4 protein-coding genes and 1 rRNA gene are annotated in these 11,236 nt (G+C 65.6%); 2 read left to right on the plus strand and 3 right to left on the minus strand.

Features of this window, described 5'->3' with window-relative positions:
- Positions 1-217: 217 nt before the first annotated feature.
- On the plus strand, positions 218-7,255 hold the full coding sequence (locus H582_RS27330) for a glycoside hydrolase family 3 N-terminal domain-containing protein (RefSeq protein ID WP_052333190.1): 7,038 nt from the start codon (positions 218-220) through the stop codon (positions 7,253-7,255).
- 149 nt (positions 7,256-7,404) lie between these two features.
- Here H582_RS27330 and H582_RS33125 read toward each other — a convergent pair whose 3' ends face one another.
- From H582_RS33125 to H582_RS0112670, 3 genes are all read right to left on the minus strand, one after another.
- Positions 7,405-8,577 (minus strand): methyltransferase domain-containing protein, encoded by a 1,173-nt coding sequence (locus H582_RS33125; protein ID WP_052333191.1) that lies wholly within the window; start codon positions 8,575-8,577, stop codon positions 7,405-7,407.
- A gap of 86 nt (positions 8,578-8,663) precedes the next feature.
- A complete protein-coding gene (locus tag H582_RS0112665; protein ID WP_240479013.1) occupies positions 8,664-9,221 on the minus strand; it encodes an ArsR/SmtB family transcription factor in 558 nt (185 codons plus the stop codon).
- A 37-nt stretch (positions 9,222-9,258) separates the two neighbouring features.
- Positions 9,259-10,545, minus strand: coding sequence for an MFS transporter (locus H582_RS0112670; RefSeq protein WP_028598825.1), 1,287 nt, complete (start codon positions 10,543-10,545; stop codon positions 9,259-9,261).
- Between the two features lie 511 nt (positions 10,546-11,056).
- Here H582_RS0112670 and H582_RS0112675 point away from each other — a divergent pair.
- A 16S ribosomal RNA gene (locus tag H582_RS0112675) occupies positions 11,057-11,236 on the plus strand; the annotation flags it as partial.

Below are 11,236 nucleotides of genomic sequence, written 5' to 3' on the forward strand. Positions count from 1 at the left end.
AGGTTTGACGTTTGTTTTTTCAAGGATGTGCCGGAGGGGCATTCCCCTTCGGCTGTTCCTTGTCCTATACTGGGCTTGCGATCGCTGGCATGGGAGCGGCATCACGGCGCAGGCAGCACGACTCTCGACCTGCGTTTCTGTAAACGATTACAGGAACGCGCCTCCGCATGCTCGGTCTTGGTATCGATTACATTTACAGAGGAGGCTTCATGCAGTGATGAAACCGAGTATCCCTTCTGCGCAGCAGCGCGGATCCGGAGGCGGCCGCGCCAGACCGCCGGAAGCGAGAAAAGGCAAGGCGAAGCGCTGGCTGTCCGCGCTGACGGCCGCGGCGCTGGCCGCAGGCATGCTGCCGGCAGCGACGTCGGCGGCGCCCGAAGCCGGAACGCTGCCCGCTTATTACAACCCGGCGCTGACGCCGGAGAAACGGACCGAGGATCTGCTCGCCCGCATGACGGTCGAGGAAAAGGTCGGCCAGATGGTGCAAGCGGAGCGCGCCTCGGTGACGCCGGAGGACGTGCGGACCTATCATCTCGGCTCCGTGCTGAGCGGCGGCGGCTCGTTCCCGAACGGCAAGCAGGCCGACAGCACGCTGGAGAACTGGACGGAGCTGTACGAGAGCTACCAGAACGGCGCTCTGTCGACGCGTCTGGGCATCCCGCTGCTCTATGGCGTCGATGCGGTGCACGGCCACAACAACGTGAAGGGAGCGACGCTGTTCCCGCATAACATCGGGCTGGCGGCAGCGGGCAGCGAGGAGCTGGCCGAGCGGGTCGGCGAAGCGGCCGCGGCCGAGATCCGCGCCACGGGCATCAACTGGACGTTCGCGCCGGCGCTCGCCGTCGTGCAGGATATCCGCTGGGGCCGCACCTACGAAGGCTTCGGGGACAGTCCGGAGCTGGCGGCCAAGCTCGGCGCGGCGTACATCAGGGGGCTGCAGGGCGAGAAGCCGGAGCAGCTCGCCGACCGCGAGCATGTCGTCGCTACGGCCAAGCATTTCGTGGGAGAGGGCTATACGGCAGGCGGCGTCAACCAGGGCAACGTCACTGCTTACAGCGAGGAAGACATCTGGAAGCTGGAAAAGCCGGTCTACGAAGCGGCCGTCAAGGCCGGCGTCGGCACGGTCATGGCTTCCTACCACAGCATCCAGGGGCTCAAGATGCACGCCAACGAGCGGCTGCTGCAGGACAAGCTCAAGGGCGAGCTCGGCTTCAAGGGCTTCGTCATCTCCGACTACAACGCCATCGATCAGATCACGCGGGACTCGGCCGGCAACGCGGTCAGCGGGCTGAAGGCCCAGGTGCGCACGGCGGTCAACGCCGGCGTCGACATGATCATGGAGCCGGATAAATGGAAGCAGGTCTACGCCGATCTGAAAGCGCTTGCCGAAGAAGGCGCCGTGCCGATGTCCCGCATCGACGACGCCGTCACGCGCATCCTGACGGTGAAATTCCGCTCCGGCGTGTTCGAGCAGCCTTACGGCGACCGCGACATGCAGCAGGCGTTCGGCTCGCAGGCGAGCCGCGCCGTGGCGCGCGAGGCCGTATCCCGCTCGCTCGTGCTGCTCAAGAACGATCCCGTGCGCGGGGCGGACGGCGTCGAGGCGCCGATCCTGTCGCTGCTGCCGACGATGAAAAATCTGCTCGTCGCCGGCAAGAACGCCAACGACATCGGCCGCCAGTCGGGCGGCTGGTCGATCACCTGGCAGGGCTCGGCCGGCGCGATCACGCCCGGCACGACGATCCTCGAGGGGCTGCAGGCGGCCGCCAAGGCAGCCGGCGCGACGGTGACGTTCAACGAGCACGGCCGCGGCGCGGCCGGCAAGGACGCCGCGATCGTCGTGCTCGGCGAGAAGCCGTACGCGGAAGGCAGCGGCGACGCCTCGAGCCTCGATCTGGACACGGAAGACCAGGCGACGCTGGACAACATCCGCGCGGCGAATCCGGATCTTCCGGTCGTGCTCGTGCTCGTCAGCGGGCGTCCGATGACGGTCGCGAAGCAGCTGGACCAGGTGCAGGGCCTCGTCGCGGCCTGGCTGCCCGGCACGGAAGGCGCGGGCGTAGCCGACGTGCTGCTCGGAGAGCGCGAGTTCGAGGGCAAGCTGCCGATCCGCTGGCCGTTCGAGCTGAGCGCTTACGCCAAGCCGGATCCGGGAGCGGAGGAATTCCTTTTCCAGACCGGCTATGGTCTTCAAAAGAACCAGGCGACTCCGCCGCTGCCGGAAGCTCCGCAGCCGGAGACGCCGGAAAATCCGGGCTATGTGCAGATCGAGGCGGAATCGTTCGTCGCCCAGTCCGGCATCCAGACGGAAAAGACGCAGGATGCGGGCGGCGGCGACAACATCGGCTACATCGACGATGGCGACTGGACCGAGCACGAGGTCGAGCTCGAAGGCGGCCTGTATGACGTCGAGGTCCGCTACGCCAGCTGGGGAGACAGCTCCGGCCTCCGGATCGTCGACGGCAACAAGCAGGCGAGCGCGACGATTCCGCTGCCGCGCATCGCCAGCTACCAGGACTGGGGCTCGGCCAAGGCCAAGGATATCGAGCTTCCGGGCGGACCTTGCAAGCAGAAGCTGCGCCTCTCGTTCCTCGGCGGCAGCTTCAACCTCAACTGGGTGAAGCTGACCCGCACGGGCGACGCGCCGTCGCCGACGACGGTGGTTTGCACGGAGGAGCCGGGCGGCCCGGGCACGCCGATCGAGCCGGAGATCGTGCAGGAGGACGCGGTGCAGAGCTGGATCAGCCGCGAGCGCGATCCGGGCGACATCCGCTGGTACTACGCCCCGCGCTGGCAGGAAGGCGACAGCAAGCTGGCCCCGCAAGCCCCGCTTGACGTCGTGAAGCCGAACGAGGCGGCAGGCGAGGTCATCGAGCTCGATGCGGACACCGCCTATCAGTCCATTTTCGGCATCGGCTCCTCCATGGAGGAATCGACCGTCGGCAATCTGATGAAGATGTCCCCGGAAAAGCGGCATGAGCTGCTCGTCCAGCTGTTCGACAAGGAGAAGGGAGCCGGCATGAGCCTCGTGCGCGTCACGATCGGCACGGCGGACTTCACGGGACAGCCGTTCTATTCCTACAACGACCTGCCGCCGGGCGAGACCGACCCCGAGCTCAAGAAGTTCTCGATCCAGAAGGACCGCGACCTCGGCATCATCTCCACGCTCCAGGAGATCCGGGCGATCAACCCCGACGTCAAGTTTTTCGGCTCGCCGTGGAGCGCGCCGGGCTGGATGAAGACGACGGGCAGCATGATCAAGGGCGAGGTGCTGGAGCCGTACCTGCCGGTTTACGCCGATTATCTGGTGAAATTCGTGCAGGCGTACGGCGACGAAGGCATCCCGATCGAGATGCTGACGATGCAGAACGAGCCGCTGCTCGAGATCGAGTATCCGAGCACGAAGATGAGCTGGCAGCAGCAAGGCCGCCTGGCCGCGCTGCTGCGGGCGAAGCTCGACGCCGCCGGCCTCGGCGAAGTGAAGATCCTCACCTTCGACCACAACCCGGGCGACACGATGGCGTATCCGGCGCAGCTGCTGCGCGATCCGGCCGCCTACGCGGCTGTCGACGGCACGGCTTTCCATGACTATGGCGGAGAGCTGAGCGAGATGACTAGGCTCAAGGAGCTGTTCCCGGAAAAGAACGTCTACCTGACGGAGCGCGCCGTCTGGGGCACGCAGGGAGCGGACCGCATCGCGCAGTACTTCCGCAACTGGGCGCGCAGCTACAACTCGTGGGTCGTCATGCTCGACAGCGACATCCGCGCCCACCAGTGGACAGGCGTGCCGGATCCGACGCCGGTCATCCAGGACTCCGCAGACCGCGACCACTACTGGCTCGCGCCGGAGACGTACTTGATGGCGCAGTTCTCCAAGTTCGTCCTGCCGGGCTATGAGCGGATCGACAGCAATTACGGCAGCAAGGACACCGTCACCAACGTCGCCTTCCGCAGTCCGGACGGCAAAAAGATCGTCGCGGTGCTCATCAACCAGACGGCGTCCGACCAGCCGGTCAAGCTGCTCAGCGACGGCACGCAGATCAGCGCGGTCGTGCCGGCCAAGTCCGTCGCCACCTACAGCTGGACCCGTCCGGAGCTCGGACGGACCGCCCCGGGCCGCTTCGCGGCGTCAAGCTTCGACCGGGCCGAGGGCTCGTATTCGGCCGACGCGGCGACAGGCGTCGTCGACGGCCTGAACGCCGACCCGGCGCAAGGCCAGGCGGCCTTCGACTACGGCGTGAACGTGCGCAAGGCCGGCCGCTACACGCTCGACCTGAGCTATGCGGGACAGCCTGCGGACGCCTCGGTCACGGTAAAAGCCGGCGGCGCGACGGCCGCCTATGTGCCGGTTACGCGCGATACGTACGGCGAGTTCGCCGCTGTCCGCGTCCAGCTCGACCTGCCGGCCGGGGAGCAGCAGCTGCGCCTTGAGGCCGCGGGCACCGGCTACCGGCTGCGCGAGCTGCGCCTGCAGCCTGCAGCCGGCGAAGCGGCGCTGCCGCAGCGCGTCGAGGCCGAAGCGGCCTCCAGCACGGCGCATGCGCTGCTGCTCGAGGCTCCGGCAGGCGCATCCAAGGATGCGGTCAGCCTGCACGGCGGCAGCGAGCTGAACGTCCGCGTTTCCGCCCCGGAATCGGGCCTGTACCAGCTGCAGTACCGCTACCGCACGGAGTCCGAGGCCGATGCCACGGTGAGCTGGTCCGTCTACGGGGGCAGCCCGATCCACAGCGACGCGCTGCCGGCATCGTCCGCGTGGACGACGGCATCGGGCACGATCCGCCTCAGCCAGGGAGCCCAGCAGCTGCGGCTGACGGCGGCGGATGGACCGCTCGCGCTCGACTGGGTGCAGCTCGGGCCGGTGCTTCAGGTGAAAGACAACCCGCGCCTCATCGCCGTGCCGGGAACGGCTTCGGCGGATGATTACGCCGCGATGTCCGGCTTCAAGCCGGGAGCCGGCGGTTCAGCCGACGGACGCCAGCTCGGCGAGTCGGACGCGGACGACTGGGCCGACTACCGCTTGTCCGTGCCTGAAGCCGGACGGTACACGGTGACGCTGGAGCTGCAGTCGCAAAACGGCGGCATCGGCGCGTTCAGCCTGAAGCTCGGCGAGTCCGTGCTGGCGACGTACGACGTGCCGCAGATCTACAACAACTGGATCACGGTGCGCAAGACAATCGACCTGCCTGCAGGCGAGCAGACGCTGCGGCTCGCTGCGAACGTCGGCGGCTTCAACGTCGGCTCGCTGGCGGTCGAGCCGCTGCGCCCGCAGACGGCGGGGACGGACGGAGCGCTGCAGCTCGAGGCGGAGAGCTATTTCGACGCCGACCGCAACGCGATCGAGACGAACCGCAGCGCCGGCACGGCCAACGTCGGCTATACCAATGCCGGCAACAAGCTCCATTATGGAGTGGACGTGCCGCAGGCCGGGCGTTATAAAGTCACTTACCGCTATGCGACGCAGCAGTCCGGCGTGTCCGCGGCGCTGCTCGCGGACGGCCAGTCCGTCGGCGCGGTTTCGCTTCCGTCCACCGGAGGCTGGGGCACGTACCGGGAGGTCTCGGGCATCGTCGCCCTTCCGGCCGGACCGCAGCAGCTGTCCGTGCTCATCCAAGGCGACGGCTTCAACCTCGACTGGCTGCGCCTCGTCCCGACGGACGAGGAGCCGGCCGTCCAGCCGGAGCGGGCGGCCATCGCCAAAGCTTCGCTCAAGGCCGGCAAGCACGCCAAGCCGCAAGCGGTGACGCTGGCCAGCGGAACAGCGGATGCCGCCGTCTACTACACGCTGGACGGCAGCCTGCCGAGCGCGCAGAGCGGCAGGCGCGCCGACGGTCCGATCCAGGTGGAAGGCATGGTCGTCATCCGCGCCGTCGCCGTCAAGGCCGGCATGGACGCCAGCTTCGTGTCCGCGTTCACTTATGTGACCGGTCCGGCTGATCCGCAGCCGAGCACGGATCCGGGCACGTCGCCGCAGCCGAGCGAGTCGCCGGGCTCATCGCCGACGCCGAGCGCGGGACCTCCGGCCACGCCGGAACCGACCGGCGGTCCGATCGCGACGCCGGCGCCAAGCGCGTCTCCAAGCGCTTCGCCGACCGCCTCTCCCGGCGGCAGCCTGACCTCCGGCCAGCCGAAGCTCGACGCGGCTTCCGGCATCGCCTCCGTCGCGGTCAGCCAGGCCGAGCTCGACCAGGCCGGCTCGGCGGGCGGCAAGATCACGATCAACGTTCCATCCGCGGCAGGGGCGACAGGCTACACGGTCATCCTGCCGGCCGAAGCGCTGCGCAGCGGCGCCTCCAGCCTGGAGCTGCGCCTGCCGAACGGCACGCTGCTGCTGCCGGCCGGCTGGCTCCAGGGAGCGGCGCTGGCCGGAGCCGACGTCCGCCTGACGCTCGCGGAGGCGGCGGACCGCAGCGCCCTCACGGCGGCGCAGCAAGCCGCTTCCGCGGGCCTGCCGATCTATCGCATCGAGCTGGACAGCGGCGGCAAGCCGGTCGTGCCGGCCGCATCGCATCCTGCGGCAAGCGTCTCCGTGCCGGCCAAGCTGGCCGGCCAGGCACTGGCCGACTCCCATCGCATCGCGGTGCGGCTGCTGGACGGCAGCCGGTCGCTCCCGGTTCCGAGCGGCCGCTACGCCGCCGGCGCCGGCGCTGGCGGCGGCAGCGTGAAGTTCGATGTCCGGGCATCCGGAACCTATGCAGCCGTTCTTTCCGGCGCCGAGTTCCGCGACCTGACCCGGCATGCTTGGGCGCAGCAAGCGATCGAGGCGCTGGCAGCCCGCGGAATCGTCCAAGGCGTGGACGAGCAGCGCTTCCAGCCGGGAGCTGAGGTCCGCCGCGCTGACCTGCTGCTGCTGCTCGTACGCGCGTTCGAATTCTCCGCCGATGGCGAGGCATCGTTCCGCGATATTCCGGCAGGAGCCTATTATGAGGAGGCGGCACGCATCGCCAAGCTGCTGGGCCTGGCCCAAGGCCGCGAGGAGGGACGCTTCGATCCGCTCGCGCCGGTCAGCCGCCAGGAGCTGATGACGCTCCTCGCCCGCGCGGCCGAGCTGGCCGGAGAGCCGCTTGAGCCTGCTGCGCTCTCCAGCCTGGCGGCCTTCCGCGACAGCGGCTCCGTCGCTCCGTATGCGGCCGCCAGCGCGGCGGCGCTCGTCCAGGCCGGCATCGTCGGCGGCGACAACGGCGCGCTCAAGCCGCAAGGCACGGCCAGCCGCGCGGAAACGGCAGCGATGCTCTACCGCCTGCTGGAGCGCAGCTGATCTATTGGAGCAGGACGGAACGGGTCAATCCGCCGCCCCCGACACCGACTTCATCGCAACGCCAAAAGCCCTTTCCCGCTCCAGCGGGAAAGGGCTTTTGGCGTTGCTCGGCTCCGTGCCTGCATGAGGTCAAATCCGCCTGCATGAGGTCAGGTCCGTTTGGACGAGGCGCGGTTGCGAGTGCGGGTGCGCTTTTTCCGAGCCGGCTTGGCGGCAGCGGAGCGGCGGGGGCGCTTGCCGCCGCCAGGCTTTGCTCTCGGACGGCTCGCCCGAGCGGGAGGAGCGCCATGGCGGGCAGGCTCAACCGCCCGATCAGGCAGATCTCCCGCCCGATCCGCGGCCTCGCCCGAGCCGAGCCCTGCCCCGGCGCTGTCTGTCTCTCCCGAGCCGAGCCCTGCCCCGGCGCTGTCTGCCTCGCCCGAGCCGAGCCCTGCCACCGCAACGTCTGTCCCGTCCGAGCCGGGGCCTGCCCCCGCGCCCGGCGCCTCGTCCGGGCCGTCCGCGGCCGCATCGGATCGTTGCGGATGCGCTTCTGCGGCCTCTTCGCCGAAGCTCACCGCCGATCCCTCCGCTCCGCTGCTCTTCTCCGCAGCCGGGACATCCGCCTGACCGCTTTCCTTGGCGGATGTCCCGGCGGCCGACATCATCAGCTCCATCGGTCCCGGATACAGGAACGGCTCCTCGCTGCCGCTGCGGACCGAAAAGCGGAGCTCCCGCACATAGGACGGCTCCTCCATCGGCTGGACGGCGAGCCACTGCATCTCGTCTTCCGATACGCTTTGCTTTACTACGATCAGATGCATCATGAAGTGATGGGCGACGTTCATCTGGCTCTGCCGCAGCAAGGACAGCTCATGCGGCTCGTACATGCCTTCGTATTGCGGATAATAAAAGAACTCCAGCCGCACGAGCCGCAGGTCCGGGGCCTCCTCGCCCTGCAGCGACCAGCTTCGCTCGGCGCAGAAGCGGTATTCGTCCGGATCGACGTAACAGACCGGGTGGGACGTCCAGTATCGGGGAGACTGCTCGCTCAGAAGCGAGCGGTAAGCCGGGTTCGCCAGATGCGACGAGGCATGCGCGTAGGGAGCGGCGATGCATACGACAGCTCCATGGCGGCAGACGCGATAAAGCTCCTTCATCAGTCGGAGCGGGTCCGCCGAAAATTGCGCGCTGTCCGCCAGCATCGCGAAGTCGACCGAATCGTCGCTCAGCGGCAGCGGCGTGTCGAAGTCATGCACCAAGTCGACATCCGGCAGCCTGCGCGTATCGATGCCTATGCAGCCTGGATGCTTGGCCGCGCCGCAGCCCAGATCGATCCTCACATCATCTCATCCTTTGCAAGAAACGGGTTCGTACAGTCTATTCCGCCTGCGCGCCATCCGTTTATGCGAACGCCTTTCAGGGCCGTCTATTCCTCGATGTGGGAAAAAGAAAAGAAAAAATGATGGGCTTCCTGGCCGGGAGAGGCCGGCTTGCTATGCTCGCGGATGAAGTCCTGGATCATTTCGACGAAGGCCTCAGACTCTTCCTTGGTCAGATAGAGGTCGCTGTTCGTCACCGTGCCGGTCTGCTTCTTGCCGGAGCTTTGATTGTCCAGATATTTCTGCTTGCTGGCGTCGAACATGCGGGCGACGAGCTTCTGCGCCTCCGACGCGAAGACGGTGCGGATCGATTCGTCGACATCGTCTCGCCTCACCTGGACGCTCCCCTCGAACGCCTTGTAATATTTCGCGGTAATGCCGTTGATCAGGCGCGTCTCCTTCAGCTCGAGGAGGCCGATGCTTTCCAGCTTGCGGGCATGATAGTACACCTTGGCCGGCACCTCGCCGAGCTGGTCGGCGATTTCCTTGATCGTAGACGGCTCCGTGGCCTTGTAGAACTGGTCCAGGATCTTCATGCGGTATGGATCGGAGAAGATGCGGATTTCCTCGATCGTCTTGAGCACTTTCGTTTCGATGGCGGCCACTCCTGACTGCCCGGAGGCGGATGTAGGTTCCAGTATACTATATTTTCATGAAACTCTTGCGGGTGAGCAGAAAGAAAGCAGGCAGCACCATCAGTATGCCCGCGCCGAGATAGAGCGTCTCGACCGGAACGAGGCTTCCCGCCGCGCCTACCGCGATCGCGCCGACCGGCAGCAGCGCCGAGGAGATCATCGAAGAGAGGGAGCTGACGCGTCCGAGCATCCCGGCAGGCGTCACTTCCATCATGTACGTCGAGAGCGGCGTATTGATGAAAGGAATGGCGGCTCCGCTGCTGAAAGCGAGCGCCGCGACGATGACGGCAGGCTGCCACTCGATCGCGGCAGGCAGGAAGTATAGACCCTGGCTGGCTCCCAATAGGAAGCAGCCGAATACGATCAGCGAGCTTTTGCGGAAGCGGCTCCCCCAGGCGCCTATGGCGAGACCGCTGAGGATCATGCCGGTCAGCAGGCAGACGCCGAGCAGGCTAAGGACGGACGGTCCCGCGTGCAGCACGTCTTTGACATAGACCGGCCCCATGACGTTGTGCGGGATGAGGCCGACGTTGAGCAGCGCGCCCGTCATCAAGGTGAGGATCAGCAGCGAGTGGGAGCGGACGAAGGAGAGGCCGAGCTTGAAGTCTTGCCAGTATGCCGTCTTTTTCGCGCCTGCATCGTCCTGGGAGGGCGATGGGCGATCGTCGCCAGGCCGAGCCGGAACGGCTAGGAAGAGCAGAAGGAGCGCGGAGAGGAGAAAGGTCGAGGCGTCGACAAGGATAGCGCCGGCGAGTCCCGTCCAGGCGATGATCGCGCCGGCGGCTGCCAGACCGGCCAGCTCCGCGCTGCGCGAGAGGGAGGCGCTAAGGGAGTTGCCGCTCAGCAGCAGCGGCTTTGGCAGCAGCCGGGGCACGAGCGAGGTCTCGGTCGGAGTGGCGAAGCATTCCAGCGTTGAGTTCAGGAGAGTAAAGACGAACAGATGCCATGGCTCCAGCAGCCCAAGGCCAAGCAGCGCTGCCGTAGCGGCCACGCTCAGGCCTCGCGCGGCGTAGGAGACGACGAGAATCGTCTTTTGCGGGATGCGGTCGATCAACACGCCGATGAAGAGGCTGAACAAGATGCCTGGCACGAAGTTCAAGGCGAAGAGGCTGCCCATCATCAGCTTCGAGCCCGTCAGCTGATAGACCATCCAGCTGTAGGCGATGGAGTCGATGGAGTCGCCGAAGCGGGAAGTCATGCGGGCGGCGAGGAGAAGCATGAAGGAACGATGGGCGAGCAGGGCGCGGAAAGGACGGCTTGGAGCAGGGGCGAGACCGGCAGCGGGAAGGCTCATGAATAGGGACCTCCATTTCAAATGAGAGACATGAAATTATTTGTAACATTCAATTAAAAGTAACGTTAAAATAAATCTAATGAATGTGAGGCGTAAATGCAAGCCTTTTTTGGGGAGTCTCGTCCTGACGTTGATCGGATGCAGGAGAGGGCATGCGGCATAGGGGGGGCATCAACGAAGACATATAACGAAGACATATAACGAAGACATATAACGAAGACATATGAAGACATATAATGAAGCTTTTTTTCAGATCGTATGTCGGAACTCTTCGTATCGAAAAAAACGGAACTTTTTTTGCAAAAAGGGTTGCGCAAATGCGGATGGGCATGGTATATTCTAATTCCGGCCGAGAGATACGCGGTTGGGACGCGAAAAACGGACAAGCTGTCCGGGCGAGCGTCAAAGCGAATTTGTTCTTTGAAAACTGAACAACGAGTGAAGCAAGTCAACGTTCGAAGCTTTTCTCATCCTTGGATGCGAAAACTTCATAATGAGTCATCGAACTACCTTTATGGAGAGTTTGATCCTGGCTCAGGACGAACGCTGGCGGCGTGCCTAATACATGCAAGTCGAGCGGATCTTGTCCTTCGGGATAAGGTTAGCGGCGGACGGGTGAGTAACACGTAGGCAACCTGCCCTCGAGACTGGGATAACCTCCGGAAACGGATGCTAATACCAGATACGCGAT

It is taken from the genome of Paenibacillus pasadenensis DSM 19293, from assembly GCF_000422485.1.
GTDB lineage: Bacteria > Bacillota > Bacilli > Paenibacillales > Paenibacillaceae > Paenibacillus_O > Paenibacillus_O pasadenensis.

What these genes read in the sequence shown, in the direction of transcription:
- H582_RS0112670 (WP_028598825.1), bottom strand. Translation starts at nt 10,545, where the DNA reads ATGAGCCTTCCCGCTGCCGGTCTCGCCCCTGCTCCAAGCCGTCCTTTC.
- H582_RS27330 (WP_052333190.1), top strand. Translation starts at nt 218, where the DNA reads ATGAAACCGAGTATCCCTTCTGCGCAGCAGCGCGGATCCGGAGGCGGC.